We start from the raw sequence: 20,901 nt of genomic DNA on the forward strand, positions 1-20,901 counted from the left end.
CCGCGACATCAGCTTCCGACCGACGCGCAACCCGAGTGACCACCCCCGCCGGACCGGCAGAACCAATCGACCCGAGCCCATCCGAGCCCCCCCCCCCCCCCCGACGGGCCCAAGCCACCCAACCGGCCGCATTAACCCGGGCCACCCCACCGGCCCGAGCCACCCCACCGGCCCGAGCCACCCCACCGGCCCGAGCCACCAGGCCAGACCGGCCCACAGCCGCCCGAGTCGACTCGGCCCGAGCGGGCGCGCGGGCAGCTCGTCCCCGGGTGGAGCAGGAGCAGATACGTGATGTCGTGGACGACATCAGCTCCAAAGGGCCTGAACAGCAGGTCCCGACCACGCACCGGATCCCCGCTCCGACGCCGGTCCGAGGCGAGGCGAGGCGGTCCGAACCGACGCGGTCCGAACCGACGCGGGGCGAGGCGAGGCGACGCGGGGCGAGGCGACGCGGGGCGGGGCGGGGCGGCTCAGACGTAGAGCGAGGTGAACGGCGCCCAGGGCAGGTTGCGCAGCACCGAGAACGCCAGCCACACGCCCAGGAACCCGACGATGACCTTCGAGCTGATCCGCAGCTCGGGCAGCCGCCAGCCGAACGCCTGGTTGGCCGCCCAGGCGACGAAGAGGTACGCCAGGAAGGGCAGCGCGAAGACGAAGAGGAAGTGGTGGCGGGCCGCGGCCGGCAGGTCGGCGTGCAGCACGTACCAGAGCGCACGGGTGCCACCGCAGCCTGGGCAGTCCAGCCCGGTGGTCAACTTGAGCAGGCAGGTCGGCGCGGCATCCGGGTCGGCGTGGGCCGGGTTGCTCAGCAGCGCGTAGGCCATGCCGAGGCCGACGCACCCGACCGCGGCGAGCGGCACCGCCCAGCGCGGCGAACGCTCGTAGAGCCGCAGCACGACACGGGTGAGCCGGTCGGGCTCGGGCGCCGGGTAGCCGTAACCACCCGCCGGACTCGCCGGCCAACCGGTCGGCGCAACGCCCGCCACGCCAACGGGGGCCGCGGTGCCGACCGCGTCGTCGGGCACCGTGTGAACCGCGCCGGCGGTGGGCTGCGGCTGGTCGACCGGTCCGGGAACGCTCGTCACGCGCTCACGGTACACCGGACACGCCGGCCAACGCGGCGGTGAGCGGACCGGCCAGATCACCGGACGCGGGGGGCGCCACCGCGTCCAGCCCGAGCCAGCCGGCGAGCCGGTACAGCTCGGCGGCGAGGGCGACCGCCGTCTCCCCCGGGTCGGCGCCGGGCTCGATCCAGGCGGCCGGCACCAGCAGCACTCCGGCCTTGCGGTCGGCCTTCAGGTCGACGCGGGCGGTGAACCGGTCGCCCTGCAGAAACGGCAGCACGTAGTAGCCGTACACCCGCTGCGGTGCCGGGACGTAGATCTCGATCCGGTAGCTGAAGTCGAACAGTCGCTCGGTGCGAGCACGTTCCCAGATCAGCGGGTCGAAGGGGCTGACAAGCGTGTTGCCGCGAATCCACCGGGGCAGCCGGGCGGACGCGTGCAGCCAGGCCGGCTGCCGCCAGCCCGCCACGGTGACCGGCACCAGTTCGCCGGCCTCGGCCAGCTCCGCGACGGCCTGCCGGGCGCCGGCCAGCGGCAGCCGGAAGTAGTCGCGCAGCTCCGGCTCGGCGGCCACCCCGAGCGACCGTGCCGCCAGGGCCACCAGAGCGCGGTACGCCTCGGCGTCGGTAGGGGTGGGCGCGGCCAACGCGGCCGGCGGGAGCACCCGCTCGGGCAGGTCGTAGCGGCGGGCGAAGGAGGTGCTGCGCTCGGCGGCGGTCACCTCGCCGGCCCAGAAAAGGAACTCCAGTGCCCGCTTCACCGCCGACCAGTTCCACCCCCAGTTGCCGGTCTCCCGGGGGGCGTCGTGCTCGATCTCGGTGGCGGTCAACGGGCCCCGCGCCGCCACCTCGTCACGGACCCAGGCGACAAGCTCCGGCTGCTCCTGGGCGATGCGCCGCATGCCGCCCCAGGACTCGCTGTGCGCTCGGGCCATCCGCCAGCGCAGCAGCGGGTGCAGCCCCACGGGCACCAGTGACGCCTCGTGACCCCAGTACTCGAACAGCTCGCGGGGGCGGCGGTAGGCGGCCTGGTCGAGCAGCGCTGTGGGGTACGGACCGAGCCGACTGTAGAGCGGCAGGTAGTGCGCGCGCTGCAGCACGTTCACCGAGTCCATCTGGATCAACCCGACCCGGTCGAGGACCCGGCGCAGGTGTCGACGCGTGGGCACCCCGACCGGCGGTGGGTCGGCGAAGCCCTGGGCGGCGAGCGCCACCCGGCGGGCCTGGGCGAGCGAGAGTGATTCCGGTGCGGCCATCGTCGGCGACGATAAATCATCGGTACGACGTCGGTGCGGGAAGCTGGACTCCGACCGCCACGGGGGCATAGAACGGTGCAATGCTGACCATCCGCCGGGAGGAGCCGGACGACGCCGAGGCCGTCGCCCGGGTGCACGTGCACGGCTGGCAGTCGGGGTACGCCGGTGTCATGCCGGACGAGGTGCTCGGGCGACTCAACGTGGGGGCCTGGGCGCAGCGCCGCCGTGACGTGGGCACCGCCGACCCGGAGCACCCGTTCAGCACCCTGCTCGGTGAGGTGGACGGGCTGGTCGTCGGCTTCACCACGTTCGGGCCGTACCGCCGCAACCAGGACCGCGACGACCTGGACCCGACTGTCGGCGAGGTGCTGGCGCTCTACGTCGAGCCGGCGTTCTGGGGTGACGGGACGGCCGCCGCGCTGCTCGCCGCCGCCCGCGCCGGGCTCAGCGAACGGGGCTGGACCGGCTACCGGCTGTGGGTGCTGGCGGACAACCGACGGGCCCGCCGGTTCTACGAGCGGGCGGGGCTGTCAGCGGACGGTGAGCGGTCGACCTACCAGGTGCCGCTCGCCGGCGGGCGCGGGCCGGTCGGACTGGTCGAGCTGCGGTACGCCGGCCGCCTCGACGACTGACCCGTCCGGTGCCAGCCACCGGCGGATCGGCAGGAAGGCCAGCAGAGCCAGGCTGATCCAGACGTAAGCGTTGCTGCCGAGAAAGCCGTCGACGCCTGTGAAGTCCTTCTCCCAGAACCAGACGGTTCGGCTGATCAGCAGCACGTACCCGATGGTCGCGGCGGTCAGCAGGACGCGGCGACGACGACCGGCCGGCGCGGCCATCGCGTTGTCGACGAGCAGGATCAGCCCGGGCAGCAGCCAGACCAGGTGGTGGACCCAGGTGACCGGGCTGACCAGGCACATCACCGCGCCGGTGAGCGCCAGGCCGGTCGCCTCGTCGCCGGCCGCGACGGCGGCTCGGGACCGCCAGGCCCAGAGCGCCAGGGCGCCGAGCACGAGCAGCAGCCAGAGCAGGGTGCTCGGATGTTGCGGGTCGAGCCGGGCGACCACTCCGCGCAGCGACTGGTTGGAGACGAACGCCAGCTCGCCGACCCGCCCGGTGTTCCACAGCGCCTCGGTCCAGAACTCCCGGGAGGCGTCCGGAAAGAGCGCGCCGGCCAGCAGCGACACCCCGGCGGCCGCGCCGCTCGCGGTGAGCGCTGCCCGCCACCGCCCGGTGACCAGCAGATAGACGATGAAGATGCCCGGGGTCAGCTTGATCGCGGTGGCCAGGCCGATGCCCACCCCGGCCCACCGGTTGCCGGCCGGCAACAGCCGCAGCAGGTCCACCGCCACCAGGAAGAGCAGCAGCGTGTTGACCTGGCCGAAGTTCACCGTCTCCCGCATCGGCTCGAACGCGGCGGCCAGGCAGAGCGCGACGGCGAGCGCGAACCAGCGGGTCCAGCCGGCCCGGCGGGCGATCGGGTCGACCAGCCACCAGATCAACACCGTAGTGGTGGCCACGCTGGCGAGGACGCTCACCACGATCGCGGCCGACCACGGCAGGTACGCCATCGGCAGCATGACAAGCGCCGCGAACGGCGGGTACGTGAAGCCGTACTGGGTGCCCGGTTTGAGGTAGTCGTAGATCTCCCCGCCGTCGTGCACCCACCAGGTCAACGCGCCGTAGTAGACCTTCAGGTCGAAGAAACCGTGCCGGACGGCCGCGACGGCGAGGAACGCGGTGACCGCCGCGGCGAGCACCACCACCCCGACGACCTGCGCGGTCGTTCTGTTGGCACCCTGCGCCACCGTCGCCTCCCTCGCCCTGCGTAGGCTTCCGTCCCATGGCTCTCGGGTACGTCCGCCCGGCGCGTCCCGAGGACGCCGGCGAGATCGCACGCATCCAGCTCGCGACCTGGCGGGTCGCGTACCGCCGGATCCTGCCTCGGCACGTGCTCGACAACCTGGACGAGGCGTTCCTCGCCCGGCGGTGGAGCGCCGCGGTGCTGGAGCCGCCCTCCGGCGCGCACCGGGTGCTTGTCGCCGTCGAACAGGCCGAGCAATCGTATCTGGTGGGGTTCGCCGCCTCCGGTCCGGCCGACAGCGAGGCGCTCGCCCCGGGTGAGCCGGCCGACGCGCTCGGCCCGGACGTGGCGGCAGTGACCGACCTGCTTGTGGAGCCGCGCTGGGGTCGGCGGGGGCACGGCAGTCGCCTGCTCGCCGCGACCGTCGACCTGTGGCGGGAAGACGGCTTGAGTCGGGCGGTGGCCTGGGCGTTCGACGGTGACGAGGCGACCCGGAAGTTCCTCACCAGCACCGGCTGGGAGCCCGACGGCGCGGCCCGGGCGCTTGACGTCGACGACATGCTGGTGCCCCAGGTGCGCCTGCACGTGGCCGTCCCGCCCGAGAAGGTCCCGACCGAGTGAACCGGTGCGGCGGCCCGGGGGCCGCCGCACCGGCGCCGGTCAGCCCTTGTCCGAGCCGTCGTTGGCGTCGCGGACGAAGTAGCGCTGGAACACCACGAAGATGATCCCCACCGGGATGGTGGCGAGCAGCGCCGCACCCAGCTTGAGCGGGTACTGGGTGCCGCTGCCCAGCGAGCCGCTGACCAGGTCGGCGAGGCCACGCGGCAGGGTGAACAGGTCGGGGTCCTGCACCGACACGAGGCTGTGCGGGAACTCGTTCCAGGAGCCCTGGAACGACAGGACGGTGAGGGTGATCAGCGCCGGTTTCGCCATCGGCAGCACCACCGACCAGAAGGTGCGGAAGATGCTCGCCCCGTCGATGCGGGCGGCCTCCTCGACACTCACCGGGATCGACTCGAAGAACTGCTTCATGATGAACACGCCCGCCGCGTCGGCAAGCAGCGGCACCACCAGACCGGCGTAGCTGTTGTAGATGCCTAGTTGGTTGAGCACCAGGAACTTCGGGATCAGCAGCACCACGCCGGGCACCGCCATGACCGCGATGACGGCTGCGAACAGCCCGCCGCGCCCGGCGAACCGCAGCCGGGCAAGGGCGTAGCCGGCGAGCGAGTCGAAGAACACCCGGCCGAGGGTCACCAGCACCGTCACCAGCAGCGAGTTGCCCAGCCACAGCGGGAAATTGGTGCCCGCGAAGATCCGCTCGAAGCCCGCCAGGGTGAGCGGGTCCGGGATCGGGGAGAGCGGGTTCGCCGCGGCGTCGGGCTCGGTCTTGAACGAGTTGGCGATCTGGATGACGAACGGATAGAGGAACACCAACCCGAAGAAGACGAGCGTGGCGTACCCCAGGAAGCGGGTGGCCAGGGTGCGGGCCGCGCGCTGGTCGCCGCGCGCGGGCGCCGCCGCCGGGCCGTCGGTGAGCACGGCCATGTCAGGACCTCTCCGGTACGCGTCGACGCCGCCAGCCGCGCCGCGGCCGGTCGGTGTCCCGCTCGGCCAGCGCCCGGCGCTGGATCAGCGTGAGCACGATGATGATGAGGAACAGCACGAAGGAGATCGCCGCGCCGGAGCCGTAGTCGAAGTCCCGGAACGCGGTCCGGTACGACAGGTAGGCCGGGGTGACGGTGGTCTTGGCCGGGTCGCCCTGGCTCATGACGTACACCTGGTCGAAGACCTGCCACGAGCCGATCATGCCGAGGGTGAGCACCAGGAAGGTGGTCGGCCTGATCATCGGCAGGGTGACGTAGCGGAAGCGCTGCCAGCGGGAGGCGCCGTCGAGGGTGCTGGCCTCGTCCAGCGTGACCGGCACGTTCTGCAGCCCGGCAAGGAACATCAGCATGAAGGTGCCGGAGGTGGTCCAGACGACCAACGTGATGATCGAGATCATCGCGACGCTGGGGCCGGCCAGCCAGTCCCACCAGGTCAGCCCGAACGGGCCACCGTCGGTGAGCGCCGCCGGGGGTGAGTCGACGCCGACCGCGCCGAAGAGCAGGTGCAGTACGCCTCTGGAGTCGGCGAACCACTCCGGGCCGTCGATCCCGAGGAGGCCGAGCAGCGCGTTCACCGCGCCGGAGTTGGCGAAGAGGAACAGGAACACCACGCTGATCGCGACCGAGCTGGTGACCGAGGGGAAGTAGAACGCGCTACGGAAGAAGCTCTTGCCCTTGAGCATCCGGTTGTTGACCACAAGCGCCAACCCGAGCGCCAGCACGGTCTGTGCCGGCACCACTATCGCCACGTAGTAGATGTTGTTGCGGATGCTCGTCATGAAGTCGCGGCGGGCGAGCCCGTCCTCGGTGAACAACTGCGTGTAGTTGTGCGCTCCGACGAACGGGACGTCGCCGGTGAACGGGCTGCCCTGCCCGTTCCAGTCGGTCAGGCTGACCCAGAGCGCCATCAGGATCGGCAGCAGCAGGAACAGCCCCAGGATGACGATCACCGGCGTGACGAAGAGCCACCCGGCGAGGTTCTCGTTGCCGCGGACGCCACCACGGTGTCGCCTGGGCGTCGTCCCGGGCGCGGTGGCCACGGCGGTCAGTGTCTCGGTTGCCATCTCCCCTCCCTCCTTGTCTCGGGCCGAAGGCGCGGAAGGGGGCCCCGCTGGTCGTCGGGGCCCCCGCCGCCACCTCAGCTGCCGCCGAGCGCCGCCTTGGCGTTCTTGTCGAAGTTCTGCAGCACGGTCTTCGGGTCGCCGTTGGTCAGGCCCTGCAGACCGGTGTCCAGGTCCTTGAGGACGCTGTCCATCTTCGGGGCGTTCACCGGGCCCTGGGCGTACGCGACGCCGTCGACGAACACCTTGTCCGCCGGGAAGGCGGCGGTGTACTGGTCGCGCACCGACTGCCGGGACGGCATGACACCGAACGCCTTCGCGAAGGTCATCTGCTGCTCGCCGCTCGTCATCGCCTCGACGAACTTGATCGCCTGATCCTTGTACTTCGACTTCGCCGCGACGCCCCAGCACTGGGTGAAGGAGAGCGTGCCCTGACCCTTCGGGCCGGCCGGCAGTGCGACCACCTTGTACTTCACGTTCGGGAAGTCGTTCTGCAGGGCGCCCTTGATCCAGTTGCCCTCGATGGTCATCACGGCCTTGCCCTTGCCGAACGCCTCACCGGACCAGCCCGCGTCGAGTTGCTTCGGGTACTTGGCCAGACCGGAGGTGAGCAGGGTCTTGACGTACTGGAGGGCGGCCAGGTTCTCCGGGGTGTCGGCGGTCGGCTGCTTGCCGTCCTTGCTCAGCAGCCAGCCGCCGTTCTGCACCAGGAAGGCGCCGATCCGGTCCCGGGTGTCGCCGAGCGCCAGGGCGACCTGCCCCTTCGCCTTGATCTTCTGGGCGGTCGCGGTGAGCTGGTCCCAGGTGGTCGGCACGTCGGCGTCGGTCAGTCCGGCCTTCGCCCACAGGTCCGTGTTGATCTGCAGTGCCAGGGTGGAGAAGTCCTTGGGCGCGCAGTAGAGCTTGCCGTCGTAGGTGAACGTGGTGCGCAGGCTCTCGTAGAAGTCGCCCGAGTTGCTGATCTTGTCGCCGTACGGCTCCAGGGCGCCGACGCTGGCGTAGTCGGCGAACCGGGACGCGTCCACGTAGAAGACGTCCGGCGGCGTGCCGCCGGCCAGGCCCTGGCCGAGCTGCTGGGTGAGGTCCTGCGCCGGGGTGACAGTGGCGGTGTTGCCGGAACTCGTGGCCCACTTCGCGGCGGCGTCCTGCACTGCCTTGGTCTCGGCCTCGCCGGAGGATCCGATCAGGATCTGCAGGCTTGCCGGGCCGCTGGACTGCTTGGCGTCGCCGGACGAGTCGTCGAAGCCGCTGCCGCAGGCCGCGGACCCGAGAAGGGCGATGGCGGCGACGCCGGCCACCGCGGCCCGGGTGAGGGTTCTGGGTGCCATGTTCTCTCCTGGTGGGGGATGGGACTACGCGGTGTGCCGCAGCGCCAGCGAGGGCTGGAGCAGCACGTGGGTGGGGGTCTCGTGATTGCCGTCGAGGACCCCGGTGAGCAGGTCCACGCAGCGGGCGGCGGCCTCGCCCAGCGGTTGGCTGACGCTTGCCAGCCCCACCGCGGCGGCGACCGGCGTGTCGTCGAAGCCGATCACCGACACTGGCGGGTCGGTGCCCCGGATCGCCTGGAGCGCGCCGAGGGCGAGCGAGTCGCTGGCACAGAGCACGGCGGTCGGCGCAGCGGTGGCGAGCAGGTCACGTGTCAGCCGTTCGCCCTCGGCGATGCCGTCCTCGGTCTCGCGGTGCAGCCCGGTCGGGTCGACACCGGCGGCGCGCAGGGCGTCGTGCCAGCCGGCCCGCCTGTCGTCGCCGACACCGGATCCGAGCGGCCAACCGATGAAAGCGATCCGTCGGTGCCCGGCGGCCAGCAGGTGCCGGGTGGCCGCGCCGGTGCCGGCGGCGCCGTCCACGTCGACCCAGGGGTGCGCGTCGAGCGCGTCCCAGGGGCGGCCGAAGGTCACGAACGGCACGTCCCGGTCGGCGAGCCAGGCGGTACGCGGGTCGCCGTACTTGGTGCCGACGAGCACGAACGCGTCGAGCTCGTACGTGCCGAGCAGGTCGTCGTAGGTGGCGATCTCCCGCTCGTCGTCGGTGGCGGTGTAGAGCAGCACCCGGTAGCCGGCGGCGTCGGCGGTCTCGGTGAGGCCGTGCAGGAAGCGGTCGAGCACCGAGCCGTTGATGCCGTCCCGGGTGGGTTCGATGCGGGCGGCGATGAGACGGGACCGGCCGGTGCGCATCTGCCGAGCGGCCTGGTTGGCCCGGTAGCCGAGCGCGCTGATCGCCTCTTCGACCCGTTCGCGGGTCTCCTGCCGCACGATGTGCGGGGCGTTGAGCACGTTCGACACCGTCTGCCGGCTCACTCGGGCGCGCCGGGCCACCGTCGCGATGGTCACCTTTTCTGGCACTTAATCCCTCTCGCCGTCTTGAACGATCCAATTCGGATAGTGCAGGATTAGATCGTTCAAGTTTCTGGAATGTTTCGCACTTTGCACCGCCCGGGGCGCGTTGTCAAGATGTCCGCCCCGCACCCCGAGATCTGGAGCCGCACCGTGATCGAACGCCAGCTGCAACCCCTTCTGCACGAGTTGGTGGGGGTGGTGCTCGCCCCGACCAGTGCGCTGGGGGACGCGACCGGGCAGATCCGCCCGACCGGCGTCCAGGGCGTCTTCCACGCCGACACCCGGGTGCTCTCCCGGGCCGAGCTGCGGGTCGACGACCAGGAGCTGGAGGGGCTGACACGCGGTGCGGACGGCCCGCACGGCACTCGCTTCGTGGGCCTGGCGCGCTGGCTCGGCGATCCCACGCCCGACCCCACCGTCCGCGTCGACCGAGTCCGTCACGCGACGCGCGACGGCCTCACCGAGGAGCTGCGGATCGTCTCCACCGCCACGGTCGGCGTACGGGCCACCGTGAGCGTCGACCTCGGCTGCGACCTGGCCCCCATCGAGGTGGTCAAGTCCGGTGGGGCCGCCGCGCCGCTGGCGGCCAAGACCGGTCAGCCGGGCGTGCTCACCTGGTCGGCCGACGGGATCAGCGTCACTGTCACCGCGCCGGACGCCGACGTGCTCGCCGCCGACGAACGGGCCGCCGCGCCCCGGCTGGCCTGGCCGATCGACCTGCCCCCCGGAGGCGAGACGGTGCTGCGCTGGCAGGTGAGGGTCGAGGACCCGCGTGCCGTGGTGGTCGGCCCGACCGGGGAGCCGGAGTGGGCCCGACCCGAGGTGACCGCGGACGACAGGCGGCTCGTCCGCCTTCTCGACCGCAGCCTGGACGACCTGCGCGGGCTACGCCTGGCCGAGACCGGCGCGCCCGCAGACGTCTTCCTCGGCGCCGGCGTGCCCTGGTTTCTCACCCTGTTCGGCAGGGACAGCCTCTGGGCGGCCCGGATGATGCTGCCGCTCGGCACCGACCTGGCGGCCGGGACCCTGCGTGTGCTCGCCCGCCGACAGGGCACCCGCGTCGACCCGGCCACCGGGGAATCCCCCGGCAAGATCCTGCACGAGCTGCGCGGGCACGAGGTCGCGCTGCCCGGGAACGGGCTGCGCCTCCCGCCTGCCTACTACGGCACCGTCGACGCCACCATGCTCTGGGTCAACCTGCTGCACGACGCGTGGCGGTGGGGCCTGCCGGCCGACCAGATCGTGCCGCTGCTGCCGCACCTGGAGGCCGCGCTGCGCTGGCTCGGCGAGCACGCCGACCCGGACGGCGACGGCCTCGTCGAGTACATCGACACCACCGGCCACGGGCTGTCCAATCAGGGCTGGAAGGATTCCGGCGACGCCGTCCGGTTCCGCGACGGCTCGCTGGCCACCGCGCCGATCGTGCTGGCCGAGGTGCAGGGGTACGCCCACGAGGCGGCGGTGAACGGCGCCGCCCTGCTGGACGCCTTCGGCCGCCCCGGCGGCGACCGCTGGCGCGACCACGCCGCCACGCTGGCCCGCCGGTTCCGGGAGAGCTTCTGGGTCGACGGCCGGTACGGCCCGCAGCCCGCCCTGGCCCTCGACCGGGACAAGCGTCCCGTCGACTCGCTGACCAGCAACATCGGTCACCTGCTCGGCACCGGCCTGCTCACCGTGGACGAGGAGGCGCAGGTCGCCCGCCTGCTCACCACCGACACCATGGCCGCCGGTTTCGGGCTACGCACCATGTCCAGCGACGACGCCGGCTTCAGCCCGCTGTCGTACCACTGCGGTTCGATCTGGACCCACGACACAGCGATCGTGCTCGCCGGACTGGCCCGCGGCGGGCACCGCGACGCCGCGCTCGGCCTGGCCGAAGGGCTGCTCAGCGCTGCCGAGGCGTTCGACTACCGCATGCCGGAGCTGTACGGCGGCGACGACCGGGCACTGCTCGACCGCCCGGTGCCGTACCCGGCGGCGTGCCGACCCCAGGCGTGGGCCGCGGCGGGCGCGGTGCTGCTGCTCCAGGCCGCGACGGGCCTCTACCCCGACGTGCCGGGCGGCACGGTCCGGCTGGCACCCCTGGCGGGAGCGGAGTTCGGTGCCGTGGCTGTCGACGGCCTCCGCGTGGCCGACACCCCCGTGCACGTCACTGTCGACCGCACCGGCGAAGCCACGGTCACCGGCCTCCCCACCCCGCTGACCCCGACCCTCCCCACCCAACGCCGCCCCACGACCCCGTCCCTCCCCCGCTAGACCGGGCCGGTCACCCCGGCGATCTTGCAGTTTCGGTTGTCGAGATGCGGGAGATGCGCCTTCTGTCGCGACAGAAATTGCAAGATCGCGGGGCTCAGGGCATTCGTTCGGCGATCAGCTCGTCGTCGTCCACCGCACCCGTGGGGTGGAAGCCGAGGGACTCGTAAAGGGTCGCGGCCGGGGTGTTGTCGGGGTGGTACGACAGGCGGACCGGGGGGCCGCCGTCCCGGGCCGCCAGCCAGGGGGCCAGGGTCTGCACCGTCGCTCGGCCGACGCCCCGACCCTGCTCGGCGGCGTCGATAAGCATTCCGCCGATCCAGTGCGAGCCGTCGTCGTCCACGCCCCACATGACGTGGCCGACGACGGCCTCGTCGGCGTACACGGCGAGTGAGGTCCACACCTCGGAGCGGGTGCTCAGCAGCAAATATCGCGCGCCCAACGCGGCCACGAACCGACGCTGGTCGTCAGTTGGTGCGACATCAGCCACCGCAGGCCAGTTGTCGTCGTCGACCCGCCGCAGGGTGACTCGCCGCCCGCTCCGGTCCAGGTGTCCACCATCGATCATCGGGGCAGCCTAGGGACGGCTGGACCCGCACCGCGACCGCCCTTTCGCCCGGAGCGGAGGAACGGGCCCGTCAGTCGAGCAGCGCGTCCAGGCCGACGGTGAGGCCGGGACGGTTGCGCACCGCGCGGACGGCAAGCAGCACGCCGGGCATGAACGACACCCTGTCGTACGAGTCGTGCCGGATGGTCAACGTCTCGCCGGTGCCGCCGAACAGCACCTCCTGGTGCGCGACCAGACCGGTGGCGCGCACGGCGTGCACGCGTACACCGTCGATCTCGGCGCCCCGCGCGCCCGGCACCTCGTCCTTCGTGGCGTCCGGCACCGGGCCGAGACCGGCTTCGGCGCGGGCGCGGGCGATCTGCCGGGCGGTGTGCGTGGCGGTGCCGCTCGGGGCGTCCAGCTTGCGCGGGTGGTGCTGCTCGATGATCTCGACGGACTCGAAGTGCCGGGCGGCCCGCGCGGCGAACTGCATCATCAGCACGGCGCCGATGCCGAAGTTCGGCGCGATCACCACGCCCACCCCGGGCCTGTCGGCCAGCCAGCCGCGCACCTGCTCCAGGCGCTCCTCGGTGAAGCCGGTGGTGCCGACGACCGCGCTGATGCCCTGCTCGATGGCCCACCGCAGGTTGTCCATGACCACGTCCGGTGTGGTGAAGTCCACGACCACCTGGGCGTCGGCGACGGCGGAGAGGCTGTCGCCCTGGTCGATCGACGCCACCAGCTCAAGATCGTCGGCAGTGTCGACAGCCTTGCAGACCTCGATGCCCATCCGACCCCGGGCACCGAACACGCCGACCCGGATCTTCCCCTGCTCGTCAGTCACGGGGCACAACCTATCCCAATCGGGACGTGCCCTCCCCGCCGGATCCGGTCCGCTCCACCGGCCGGGACACGCCCCCGCCCGCGCGGCGACAGGCACTCAGGCGGAGAAGTCGCCCTCGCCGAACGGGCCGACGACGGCCAACGACATCGGCCGGCTGAGCAGCTCGGCGGCGAGAGTGTTCACGTCCGCGACGCTTACCTCGTCGACCCGGCGGAGCAGCTCGTCCACGGGCATCAGGTCGCCGTAGAGCAGCTCACCCTTGGCCAGCCTGCTCATCCGGGAACCGGTGTCCTCCAGGCCGAGCACGAACGAGCCCTTGCTCATCCCCTTGCCCCGCGCCACCTCGGCCTCGGTCAACCCGTCGGCGGCCACCCGGGCCAGCTCGGCGCGGGTCAGTGCCAGCACCTCGTCCACCTTGCCGGGCGCACAGCCGGCGTAGACGGCGAACAGGCCGCTGTCGGCGTACTGGCTGGCGTAGGAGTAGACCGAGTACGCCAGGCCGCGCTGCTCGCGGATCTCCTGGAAGAGGCGGCTGGACATGCCGCCGCCGAGGACGTTGTTGAGCACCCCGAGGGCGAAGCGCCTGTCGTCGGTGCGATCGATGCCCGGGCAGCCCAGCAGGACGTGCGCCTGCTCGGTCTCCTTCGGCTCGACAAGGGTGGCGGCCGGCTTGGTGCGTACCGCCGGGGTGGCCGCGCGGTGTGCGGCCGGTGCGGCCGGGTCGCTGTCCAGTGGCGTGCCGCGCACGGCCTGCCGGACCAGCTTGACCACCGCGGCGTGGTCGAGGTTGCCGGCGGCGGCGATGACGATCTGCGGCGCGACGTAGCGGTTCCGGTAGAACGTCTGGATCTGCCGGCGGGTCATCGGTGTGACGGTCTGGTCGGTGCCGGAGATCAGTCGACCCAGCGGGTGGTCGCCGTAGACGGCCCGGGCGAAGAGGTCGTGCACCTCGTCACCGGGTTCGTCGTCGTGCATGGCGATCTCCTCCAGGATCACGCCACGCTCGGTCTCCACGTCGGCCGGCTCCAGCAGCGAGTCGGCGACCAGGTCGCACATCACGTCGATCGCCAGCGGCAGGTCCTCGTCCAGCACGCGGGCGTAGTAGCAGGTGTATTCCTTCGTGGTGAAGGCGTTCGTCTCGCCGCCCACCGCCTCGATCTGCGAGGAGATCTCCAGCGCGGTGCGCTTGTGCGTGCCCTTGAAGAGCAGGTGCTCGAGGAAGTGCGCGGCGCCTGCCTGCGGACGGGTCTCGTCGCGCGAGCCCACCGCCACCCAGACGCCGAAGGACACGCTGCGCATCGCCGGGATCGCCTCGGTGAGGACGCGCAGGCCGCTGGGCAGCACGGTACGTCGTACCGTGCCGCCCAGCGGGTCGTCGCTGAGCGTCCGGGTCACCGCGCGGGCGGCGCCGCCGGAGCGGCCCGCCCCGTTGTCCCGGGCTCGACTCGCCTGGCTGGCCCGCCAGCCAGGAGCCACCCCCCGTCGATCCGGTGGAAACGGCGCACTGAAGGCCCGACTCACGTGTTGCTCCCGGTTCGACGAGGGGTGGGTGTTGCAGGTGCTGGTGGTCAGCTGTGCCGGGTCCGGCGACGCGGACGCTCGCCGCCCTCGCCACCACCCTCGCCGCCGCCGTTGCCACCCTCGCCACCGGTGCCGCGCTCCGGACCACGCCCGCCCCGGTCGCCGCCACGCTCGCGGTCGCCCCGGTCACGCGGACCCCGGTCGCCCCGGTCCCGGCCGGACGGACGGTCGCCACCGGCGGCCTCACCGGCGGCCGGCGCCTCGGCGCCCTCCGGACGGACCTTGTCCAGGTAGATCTTGCCGCGGGCGTCGATGTCCGCGATCTCGACCTCGACCCGGTCACCGACGTTGAGGAAGTCCTCCACGCGCTCGACCCGCTTGCCGTCGCCCACCTTGGAGATGTGCAGCAGACCGTCGCGGCCCGGCAGCAGCGAGATGAACGCGCCGAACGCGGCGGTCTTGACCACCGTGCCGAGGAACCGCTCGCCCTGCTTGGGCAGCGTCGGGTTGGCGATGCCGTTGATCCGGTCGACGGCCGCCTGTGCCGACGGGCCGTTGGTGGCGCCGACGTAGATCGTGCCGTCGTCCTCGATGGAGATCTCGGCGCCGGTCTCGTCCTGGATCGCGTTGATGGTCTGACCCTTCGGGCCGATCACCATGCCGATCTTGTCCACCGGGATCTTGACCGTGGTGACCCGCGGCGCGTAGTCGGACATCTCGGCCGGAGCCTCGATCGCCGCCTTCATGACACCGAGGATGACCTGCCGGGCCTCGTTGGCCTGCTGCAGCGCGGCGGCCAGCACGTCCGACGGGATGCCGTTGAGCTTGGTGTCGAGCTGCAGCGCGGTGACGAACTCCGGCGTACCGGCGACCTTGAAGTCCATGTCACCGAACGCGTCCTCGGCACCGAGGATGTCGGTGAGCGTCACGTACTGGGTCTTGCCGTCCACCTCGTCGGAGATGAGCCCCATGGCGATGCCGGCGACCGGCGCCTTCAGCGGCACACCCGCGGAGAGCAGGCCCAGCGTCGAGGCGCAGACCGAGCCCATCGAGGTGGAGCCGTTGGAGCCGAGCGCCTCGGAGACCTGGCGGATGGCGTACGGGAACTCCTCGCGCGACGGCAGCACCGGGATCAGCGCCCGCTCGGCGAGCGCGCCGTGGCCGATCTCGCGCCGCTTCGGCGAGCCGACCCGGCCGGTCTCACCGGTCGAGTACGGCGGGAAGTTGTAGTTGTGCATGTAGCGCTTGCGGTTCTCCGGGGACAGCGTGTCCACCATCTGCTCCATGCGGAGCATGTTCAGCGTGGTGACGCCCAGGATCTGGGTCTCGCCGCGCTCGAACAGCGCCGAACCGTGCACCCGGGGCAGCACGCCGACCTCGGCGGTCAGCGGCCGGATGTCACGCGGGCCACGCCCGTCCATGCGGACCTGCTCGCGCAGCACGCGGTTGCGCACCTCGGACTTGGTGAGCGACCGGAAGGCGGCGCTGAGCTCCTTCTCCCGACCCTCGAACCGAGCGCCCAACTCCTCGGCGACCCGGGCCTTGACCCGGTCCAGGGCCTCCTCGCGGTCGGCCTTGCCGGCGATGGTGATCGCCTCGGCGACCTCGCCGCGGGCCAGCTCGGAGACGGCGTCGTAGACGTCGTCCTGGTAGTCCAGGAAGACCGGGAACTCGGTGACCGGCTTCGCGGCGACCTCGGCCAGCTCGCTCTGCGCGCGGCACAGCTCACGGATCGCCGGCTTGGCGGCCTCCAGGCCGCTGGCGACGATCTCCTCGGTCGGGGCGGTGGCACCGGCCGAGATGAGGGTCACGGCGTTCGGGGTGGCCTCGGCCTCGACCATCATGATCGCGACGTCGCCGTCGTCGAGGGTGCGGCCGGCCACGACCATGTCGAAGGTGGCGCGAGCCAGCTCCTCCAGGGTCGGGAACGCGACCCACTGGCCGTCGATGTGGGCGACCCGGGTCGCGCCGATCGGGCCGGAGAACGGCAGGCCGGAGAGCTTGGTCGACATCGAGGCGGCGTTGATCGCGACGACGTCGTACGGGTGCTGCGGGTCGAGCGCGAGGATGGTCTCGACGACCTGGACCTCGTTGCGCAGGCCCTTGACGAAGGACGGGCGCAGCGGCCGGTCGATCAGGCGGCAGGTGAGGATCGCGTCCTCGCTGGGCCGACCCTCACGGCGGAAGAACGAGCCGGGGATGCGGCCCGCGGCGTACATCCGCTCCTCGACGTCGACGGTCAGCGGGAAGAAGTCGAACTGCTCCTTCGGGTGCTTACCGGCGGTCGTGGCGGAGAGAACCACCGTCTCGCCCAGCTGGGCGATGACGGAACCGGCGGCCTGGCGAGCCAGCCGACCGGTGGAGAAGGTGATCTCGCGGGTGCCGAAGGACCCGTTGTCGATCACGGCGGTGCGGGATTCGGTGCCGAGTTTGGTCTCGGTCATGTGCTGTCGTGCTCCTTCGCGTCGTGGGCCCGCGACGTCGGGGAGCTGCTCAGCCGGCCGGTCTTCGATCGAAGCGCCCGGGTGGCCGGCGTGCTGCCGGGTTCCCGGGGGCCACTACCGGAGACCGGTACGCTGACCGGCTCCCTCTCGGGTTGGTCGCGCGGCCCGTGTTCTTCAGGTGGGACGCCGATCGGGGGAGCAGCCGTACGGCCGCTCCCCCGTCACGTCACCGGCGCAGACCGAGCCGCTCGATGAGCGTCCGGTAGCGGGCAATGTCCTTCTTCTGGACGTAGTTGAGCAACCGACGGCGCCGGCCGACCAGCAGCAGCAGCCCACGGCGGCTGTGGTGGTCGTGCTTGTGCACCTTCAGGTGCTCGGTCAGCTCGGCGATCCGCTTGGTGAGGACCGCGACCTGGACCTCCGGCGAACCGGTGTCGCCCTCGGCGGTCGCGTACTCCGCGCGGATGCTGGCCTTGGCTTCCTGGTCGAGCGCCATGTTCTCCCTGTTTCGATGGGTTGATCAAGTAGGTGTCCGTCGTCCCGATGGACCGGGAACGGACCGGTACCTCGCACCCGCGGCGTCGAGCAGGCACGCGAGGCCCCACGCCGGTCACCCGACGTCCCCGCAAGACTACCAGCACCCACGGGTAACACCCGGCCAAGGGCCTGCGCGGCCCATTGGATGATCAGCTCAGGGCGCTCCGGGTGCGTGCGACGTCCTGTTCGATCTGGGCGATCAACGGCTCGATCGAGTCGTAGCGGACCTGACCGCGCAGGTGCGCCACGAAGTCCAGGGCCAGCCGCTCACCGTAGAGGTCGCCGTCGAAGTCCAGCGCGTACGCCTCCACCCGCCGCTCCCGGCCGGAGAAGGTCGGGTTGGTGCCCACCGACACCGCGGACATCAGCGGCTCGGGCTGGCCACGGCGGATCAGCCGGGCGGCGTACACCCCGTCGGCGGGCACCGCCGCGTACCGGTGGCAGAGCAGGTTCGCGGTGGGGAACCCCAGCACCCGGCCGCGTTGGTCACCGCGGACCACCACGCCCTCCACCCGGTGCGGGCGGCCCAGCGCGGCCGCCGCGGCGCCCACGTCGCCCGCGTCGACGCAGGAGCGGATGTACGTGGAGGAGAAGACCGTGCCGTCCCCGGCGACAAGCGGGGCACCCTCCACCCCGAAGCCGAAGGTCTTGCCGAGCCGCTCCAGCAGCGCCACGTCGCCAGCGGCCCGGTGCCCGAAGCGGAAGTTGCCGCCGACCACCACAAGCGCCGCGTGCAGGTGCTCGACCAGGATGTCGTGCACGAACTGCTCGGGCGACAGCCGGGAGAACTCCGGGGTGAACGGCACCACGCAGAGCACGTCCACGCCGAGCGCCTCGATCAGTTCGGCCTTGCGGGCCGGCTCGGTGAGCACGGCCGGGTGCGAACCGGGACGGACCACCTCGGCCGGGTGCGGGTCGAATGTGACCACCACCGACTGCACGCCCAGCTCCCGTGCCCGGGCCACGGCGTGCCCGATGGTCGCCTGGTGCCCCTTGTGCACACCGTCGAAGACGCCGATGGTGACGACCGAGCGCCCCCAGCCACCGGGCGCCGCGTCGTACCCCCGCCACCGCTGCATGCCGTTCCTCTCCTGCTGTCCCGCACGTCGGCGGGTCGACACCGCCGGCGGCGAAGCCGGCGGACCTCCGTCCCGCCGTCAGGCGGGGGCGAGCACGATCTCCGCGCGGGCCCGCCCGTCCCGCTCGCTGACGATAGCGATCAGGCCGCCGGTCGGTCCGAAGACGGCGTACGGCCCGGCGATGCCGGCCGGGTCCAGCGGACCGCCGTGGCCGAGCACCTTCGCCTCGTCGGGCGTCGCCTCCCGGCGCGGAAAGAACCGGTCGGCCGCCGCGTCCAGCGGCAGGTTGACCACGGCCGGGGCGCGCTGCTCCAGCTCGTCGAGCGTGGCCGCCTCGGCGAGGGTGAAGCCACCCACCGCGGTGCGGCGCAGCGCGGTGAGATGCCCACCAACCCCGAGGGCCAGGCCCGCGTCCCGGGCGATGGCCCGGATGTACGTCCCCGAGGAGCAGGTGACGTCCACGTCCACGTCCACCACGTCGGGCTCGGTGCGACGGATCGCCAGCACCTCCAGCCGGGAGATGGTGACCCGCCGGGCCGGAAGCTCGACGCTCTCGCCGTCGCGCACCCGCTTGTACGCCCGCTGCCCGTCGATCTTGATAGCGCTGACCGCGCTCGGCACCTGGTCCACCTCACCGCTCAACGCGCTCAACGCCGAGCGGATCGCGTCGTCGGTGACCTGACCGGCCGGGGTGCTGGCGATCACGTCGCCCTCGGCGTCGTCGGTGACGGTGGCCTGGCCGAGCCGGATGGTGCCGGTGTAGCTCTTGCCCGCGCCGATGACGTAGGTCAGCAGTCGGGTGGCCCGCCCCACGCCTATCACCAGCACTCCGGTGGCCATCGGGTCGAGGGTGCCGCCGTGCCCGACCCGTCGGGTCTTCGCCAGTCGGCGGATCCGCGCCACGACGTCGTGCGACGTCATGCCGCCGGGCTTGTCGACCACGATCAGACCATCTGTGCTCACGTCGCCCAAGCCTGCCAGACGCGGGTGCCGGTCAGCGGACGGCCCCGACCACCGCCCAACCGCCGTCGCGCAGCCGCAGCAGCAGCGCCACGAGGCGGATCGCCACGAAGAGGGTGAGCCCGGCCCAGATGCCGCCCAGCCCCAGGTCGAGCCCGTACGCCAGCCAGATGGCCGGCAGGAAACCGCCGAGCGCCGCCACGATGGTGAGGTTGCGCAGGTAACGCACGTCGCCGGCGCCGATCAGCACGCCGTCGAGCGCGAACACCACCCCGGCCAGTGGCTGCATGGCGACGAACCACGGCCAGGCGATCATGGCCTGCTCGCGTACCTGCTCATCGGAGCTGAACCAGGACGGCACGACGCCGGCGCCGGCGGCGATGAGCAGCGCGAAGGCGACACCGCACACCCCGCCGAGCAGACCGATCCGGCGGGCCAGCGCGCGGGCGTCCGCCGCGTCGCCGGCCCCGAGCGCCGCACCGACCAGGGACTGCGCGGCGATGGCGAGGGCATCGAGCACCAGCGCCGTGAAGAACCAGAGTTGCAGGGCGATCTGGTGTGCGCCGACGGCGGCGGCGCCGAAGCGGGCGGCGACGGCCGTCGCGGAGAGGAAGCTGGCCTGGAACGCCACGCCCCGGATCAGCAGGTCCCGGCTGAGCACGAGTTGCTGGCGGATCACCCGGGGTCGGGGCCGCAGCGACACCCGTTCGGCGACAAGCGCCGCGGCGAAGAGCGCCCCGCAGAGCGTCTGTGCGACGACGTTCGCCACCGCCGAGCCGACCAGGCCGAGCCCGCCGGGATAGACCAGCAGCGGGCAGAGCAGCGCGGAGAGCAGGTTGGGGCCGAGCACGAAGAACAACGGTCGGCGCGTGTCCTGCACACCGCGTAGCCAGCCGTTGCCGGCGGCAGCGAGCAGCAGGCCAGGAGCGCCGAGGGCCGCGATGCGCAGCCAGTGCGCGGCGGCGTCGGCCACGTCGCCGCCACCCCCGGCGAGGGTACGCGCGAGCGCGCCGCCGCCGAACTGCATGCCGACCGCGATCAGCAGACCGACGCCGAACGCGAGCCAGGACGACTGGACTCCCTCGGCCACCGCGGCTGCTCGCTCACCCGCGCCGAAGCGACGGGCCGCGCGCCCGGTGGTGCCGTACGCGACCACGGTGCCGACCCAGGCGGTGAGCGTCAGCACCGTGCCGCCGACGGCGAGCGCGGCGAGCGGCACCCGACCGAGGTGGCCGACCACCGCCGTGTCGACGAGCACGTAGAGCGGCTCGGCGGCGAGGACGACGAGGGCCGGTAGGGCGAGGCCGGCGATCCGCCGAGGCGACGCGGATCGGTGGCTGGTGGTGGCGGTCTGGCTCATCGCCGCCGATCCTGGCACGGCGACGGTAAGGATCGCAATCCCGTCGAGGACTTACTCCACTGGTGGCGTCACCGCTGGGCGGGTCGGATCACTGACGGGTGTCCATCGACGTCTGCAGCGCGCGGCGGGCCTGCTCGCGGGCGTCGTCGGTGGCGGTCTCGGGCTTGGGCTTGTTCGGCATGGTGGCGCTCCTTCCAGGGTGCGAGCCACCGGCATGCGGCGGCCCTCACGG

The 20,901-nt window shown here is 72.2% G+C and carries 18 protein-coding genes; 3 read left to right on the top strand and 15 right to left on the bottom strand.

The window, feature by feature from the left end:
• Nucleotides 1–470 precede the first annotated feature (470 nt).
• Both ACLQ26_RS22025 and ACLQ26_RS22030 read right to left on the bottom strand, forming a co-directional pair.
• Entirely contained in the window at nucleotides 471–1,025 is a 555-nt protein-coding gene (locus ACLQ26_RS22025) for a DUF2752 domain-containing protein (protein ID WP_425746263.1), read from the bottom strand.
• Nucleotides 1,026–1,089: 64 nt separating this feature from the next.
• Nucleotides 1,090–2,319 carry a winged helix-turn-helix domain-containing protein gene (locus tag ACLQ26_RS22030; protein WP_425746206.1) on the bottom strand — a complete coding sequence of 410 codons (1,230 nt, stop codon included), beginning with the start codon at nucleotides 2,317–2,319 and terminating at the stop codon, nucleotides 1,090–1,092.
• Nucleotides 2,320–2,399: 80 nt separating this feature from the next.
• Here ACLQ26_RS22030 and ACLQ26_RS22035 point away from each other — a divergent pair, with 80 nt between their 5' ends.
• A complete protein-coding gene (locus ACLQ26_RS22035) occupies nucleotides 2,400–2,951 on the top strand; it encodes a GNAT family N-acetyltransferase (protein WP_425746207.1) in 552 nt (183 codons plus the stop codon).
• Here the strand turns inward: ACLQ26_RS22035 and ACLQ26_RS22040 are convergent.
• Nucleotides 2,850–4,124 carry a glycosyltransferase 87 family protein gene (locus ACLQ26_RS22040; protein ID WP_425746208.1) on the bottom strand — a complete coding sequence of 425 codons (1,275 nt, stop codon included), beginning with the start codon at nucleotides 4,122–4,124 and terminating at the stop codon, nucleotides 2,850–2,852. The two genes, ACLQ26_RS22035 and ACLQ26_RS22040, sit on opposite strands and share 102 nt — an antisense overlap.
• 35 nt (nucleotides 4,125–4,159) lie before the next feature.
• Between ACLQ26_RS22040 and ACLQ26_RS22045 the strand changes: the two genes are divergently transcribed.
• Complete coding sequence (locus ACLQ26_RS22045; protein ID WP_425746209.1) at nucleotides 4,160–4,741, top strand: GNAT family N-acetyltransferase; 582 nt, start codon at nucleotides 4,160–4,162, stop codon at nucleotides 4,739–4,741.
• Nucleotides 4,742–4,780: 39 nt separating this feature from the next.
• On the opposite strand, the gene ACLQ26_RS22050 is transcribed toward ACLQ26_RS22045, so the two are convergent.
• The 4 genes from ACLQ26_RS22050 to ACLQ26_RS22065 all read right to left on the bottom strand — a co-directional run bounded on the left by ACLQ26_RS22050 (nucleotide 4,781) and on the right by ACLQ26_RS22065 (nucleotide 9,118).
• Nucleotides 4,781–5,668 carry a carbohydrate ABC transporter permease gene (locus tag ACLQ26_RS22050; protein ID WP_425746210.1) on the bottom strand — a complete coding sequence of 296 codons (888 nt, stop codon included), beginning with the start codon at nucleotides 5,666–5,668 and terminating at the stop codon, nucleotides 4,781–4,783.
• A gap of 1 nt (nucleotide 5,669) precedes the next feature.
• Complete coding sequence (locus ACLQ26_RS22055; RefSeq protein WP_425746211.1) at nucleotides 5,670–6,791, bottom strand: carbohydrate ABC transporter permease; 1,122 nt, start codon at nucleotides 6,789–6,791, stop codon at nucleotides 5,670–5,672.
• Between the two features lie 74 nt (nucleotides 6,792–6,865).
• Nucleotides 6,866–8,116, bottom strand: coding sequence for a sugar ABC transporter substrate-binding protein (locus ACLQ26_RS22060; protein WP_425746212.1), 1,251 nt, complete (start codon nucleotides 8,114–8,116; stop codon nucleotides 6,866–6,868).
• Between the two features lie 24 nt (nucleotides 8,117–8,140).
• On the bottom strand, nucleotides 8,141–9,118 hold the full coding sequence (locus ACLQ26_RS22065) for a LacI family DNA-binding transcriptional regulator (RefSeq protein ID WP_425746213.1): 978 nt from the start codon (nucleotides 9,116–9,118) through the stop codon (nucleotides 8,141–8,143).
• Between the two features lie 156 nt (nucleotides 9,119–9,274).
• On the opposite strand from ACLQ26_RS22065, the gene ACLQ26_RS22070 reads away from it, so the two are divergent.
• The gene (locus ACLQ26_RS22070; RefSeq protein ID WP_425746214.1) at nucleotides 9,275–11,380 is read left to right on the top strand and encodes a glycogen debranching N-terminal domain-containing protein; all 2,106 of its coding nucleotides are present in this window, start codon (nucleotides 9,275–9,277) and stop codon (nucleotides 11,378–11,380) included.
• A 94-nt stretch (nucleotides 11,381–11,474) separates the two neighbouring features.
• Here ACLQ26_RS22070 and ACLQ26_RS22075 read toward each other — a convergent pair whose 3' ends face one another.
• From ACLQ26_RS22075 to ACLQ26_RS22110, 8 genes are all read right to left on the bottom strand, one after another.
• Nucleotides 11,475–11,945: a GNAT family N-acetyltransferase gene (locus tag ACLQ26_RS22075; protein ID WP_425746215.1), complete on the bottom strand. Its 471-nt coding sequence runs from the start codon at nucleotides 11,943–11,945 to the stop codon at nucleotides 11,475–11,477.
• Nucleotides 11,946–12,015: 70 nt separating this feature from the next.
• The gene (dapB, locus tag ACLQ26_RS22080; RefSeq protein WP_425746216.1) at nucleotides 12,016–12,768 is read right to left on the bottom strand and encodes a 4-hydroxy-tetrahydrodipicolinate reductase; all 753 of its coding nucleotides are present in this window, start codon (nucleotides 12,766–12,768) and stop codon (nucleotides 12,016–12,018) included.
• A 96-nt stretch (nucleotides 12,769–12,864) separates the two neighbouring features.
• Nucleotides 12,865–14,289 carry a M16 family metallopeptidase gene (locus ACLQ26_RS22085; RefSeq protein ID WP_425746217.1) on the bottom strand — a complete coding sequence of 475 codons (1,425 nt, stop codon included), beginning with the start codon at nucleotides 14,287–14,289 and terminating at the stop codon, nucleotides 12,865–12,867.
• Between the two features lie 47 nt (nucleotides 14,290–14,336).
• Complete coding sequence (locus ACLQ26_RS22090) at nucleotides 14,337–16,733, bottom strand: polyribonucleotide nucleotidyltransferase (RefSeq protein WP_425746218.1); 2,397 nt, start codon at nucleotides 16,731–16,733, stop codon at nucleotides 14,337–14,339.
• A 226-nt stretch (nucleotides 16,734–16,959) separates the two neighbouring features.
• Complete coding sequence (rpsO, locus tag ACLQ26_RS22095) at nucleotides 16,960–17,229, bottom strand: 30S ribosomal protein S15 (RefSeq protein WP_007456699.1); 270 nt, start codon at nucleotides 17,227–17,229, stop codon at nucleotides 16,960–16,962.
• Nucleotides 17,230–17,419: 190 nt separating this feature from the next.
• Nucleotides 17,420–18,349: a bifunctional riboflavin kinase/FAD synthetase gene (locus ACLQ26_RS22100; RefSeq protein ID WP_393294727.1), complete on the bottom strand. Its 930-nt coding sequence runs from the start codon at nucleotides 18,347–18,349 to the stop codon at nucleotides 17,420–17,422.
• A 78-nt stretch (nucleotides 18,350–18,427) separates the two neighbouring features.
• Nucleotides 18,428–19,312: a tRNA pseudouridine(55) synthase TruB gene (gene truB / locus ACLQ26_RS22105; RefSeq protein WP_425746219.1), complete on the bottom strand. Its 885-nt coding sequence runs from the start codon at nucleotides 19,310–19,312 to the stop codon at nucleotides 18,428–18,430.
• A 31-nt stretch (nucleotides 19,313–19,343) separates the two neighbouring features.
• The gene (locus ACLQ26_RS22110) at nucleotides 19,344–20,669 is read right to left on the bottom strand and encodes an MATE family efflux transporter (RefSeq protein ID WP_425746220.1); all 1,326 of its coding nucleotides are present in this window, start codon (nucleotides 20,667–20,669) and stop codon (nucleotides 19,344–19,346) included.
• Between the last annotated feature and the right edge of the window lie 232 nt (nucleotides 20,670–20,901).

The sequence above is a fragment of the Micromonospora sp. DT43 genome, from assembly GCF_049841645.1.
Taxonomy (GTDB): Bacteria; Actinomycetota; Actinomycetes; order Mycobacteriales; family Micromonosporaceae; genus Micromonospora.

Bases quoted from the DNA above. Each gene is read 5' to 3' on its own strand.
- ACLQ26_RS22030 (WP_425746206.1), bottom strand. From the start codon at position 2,319: ATGGCCGCACCGGAATCACTCTCGCTCGCCCAGGCCCGCCGGGTGGCG.
- ACLQ26_RS22035 (WP_425746207.1), top strand. From the start codon at position 2,400: ATGCTGACCATCCGCCGGGAGGAGCCGGACGACGCCGAGGCCGTCGCC.
- ACLQ26_RS22045 (WP_425746209.1), top strand. From the start codon at position 4,160: ATGGCTCTCGGGTACGTCCGCCCGGCGCGTCCCGAGGACGCCGGCGAG.
- ACLQ26_RS22050 (WP_425746210.1), bottom strand. From the start codon at position 5,668: ATGGCCGTGCTCACCGACGGCCCGGCGGCGGCGCCCGCGCGCGGCGAC.
- ACLQ26_RS22055 (WP_425746211.1), bottom strand. From the start codon at position 6,791: ATGGCAACCGAGACACTGACCGCCGTGGCCACCGCGCCCGGGACGACG.
- ACLQ26_RS22060 (WP_425746212.1), bottom strand. From the start codon at position 8,116: ATGGCACCCAGAACCCTCACCCGGGCCGCGGTGGCCGGCGTCGCCGCC.
- ACLQ26_RS22075 (WP_425746215.1), bottom strand. From the start codon at position 11,945: ATGATCGATGGTGGACACCTGGACCGGAGCGGGCGGCGAGTCACCCTG.
- ACLQ26_RS22090 (WP_425746218.1), bottom strand. From the start codon at position 16,733: ATGACCGAGACCAAACTCGGCACCGAATCCCGCACCGCCGTGATCGAC.
- rpsO (WP_007456699.1), bottom strand. From the start codon at position 17,229: ATGGCGCTCGACCAGGAAGCCAAGGCCAGCATCCGCGCGGAGTACGCG.
- ACLQ26_RS22100 (WP_393294727.1), bottom strand. From the start codon at position 18,349: ATGCAGCGGTGGCGGGGGTACGACGCGGCGCCCGGTGGCTGGGGGCGC.
- ACLQ26_RS22110 (WP_425746220.1), bottom strand. From the start codon at position 20,669: ATGAGCCAGACCGCCACCACCAGCCACCGATCCGCGTCGCCTCGGCGG.